Raw genomic sequence first — 1,042 nt, forward strand, 5'->3', positions numbered from 1 at the left:
GGTCCGGGCCGGGCCGTCGGCGTTCGGTGCGCTGGTGCCGGGACCTTCCGGGTCGTCCGTGGCGGCGACGTGCGCGGGCGGATCGTCCGCTGGGCCGCCGGCGCCGCCGAGCGCCGCCCCGAGCGACTCCCGGTCCGCGACGCCCACCCGCTCACCGGTACGCACCAGCGCGCCCGCCCCGACCCCGTCGGCCAGCACCTCGCCGCCGCCCCCGCCCGACGTCACGGCCCCCACCGTCGGCGGCGTCACCGCCGACCCGGGCCAGCTCGAACCGGACGGCTGCCGGTACGGCGACAAGACCAGCACGGTCACCGCCACGGTCACCGACGACCGCAGCGGCCCGGCGGCACTGAAGGTCACCTTCCGCTACACCCTCGAGGGTGCCACCGGCACGGGAGCGATGGCCTCCGCCGGGCGCGGCGTCTTCCGGGGCACGCTCGGCCCGCTGCCGGCGCCGAAGCAGAGCACCCGCATCCCGATCCAGATCACCGCCGTCGACGCCGCCGGCAACGCGACCACCTCGGCGTCCCCGGTGTACGTGACGCTCTACAACTACTGCACCCCCGGCTAGGAGTCGTGACCGTGCCCGCTGCCCACACCTGCACCGTGTCCCGGGGACGGCCGGCGTGACCCGGCCGGAGGAGCCGACCGAGGCGCTGCCCACCCGGGCGCTGCCCGCCGACCCCGGTGCGACCGTCGACCTGGGCCGCGGCGGTGACCCCACCGCGCACCGCACCGAGGCCACCGTCCACCTCGGCCCGTCCGGCCCGGACGCGACCGTGCACCTCCCGGCCGCCGACCCGACCGTGCCGTTCGGCCCGCCGCAGCGGGCGGTCGGGTGGTCCGGAGATGCCGACCGGACCGTCCACTTCGGCACGCCGGAGCCGACCACGGCGCTCAGCCCTCCGGCCGTCGGCTCGCCGGGCGCCGCCGAGCCGACCATGTACTTCGGCGCCACGCCGGCGCCGACCGAACGGCTCGGCGCCATGTCCCGCACCTTCGACGGCCGTTCGGGACGGGTCGAGGCGCTGCGTGGCATCGA

General features: G+C 77.8%; 2 pseudogenes. Both read left to right on the forward strand.

From position 1 onward, the window contains the following. Positions 1-571, forward strand: a pseudogene (locus tag ABZV78_RS31815) (serine/threonine protein kinase); the annotation flags it as partial. 55 nt (positions 572-626) lie between these two features. After that, positions 627-1,042 (forward strand): annotated as a pseudogene (locus ABZV78_RS31820) (hypothetical protein); the annotation flags it as partial.

It is taken from the genome of Micromonospora sp. NPDC004540 (genome assembly GCF_040610095.1).
GTDB lineage: Bacteria > Actinomycetota > Actinomycetes > Mycobacteriales > Micromonosporaceae > Micromonospora.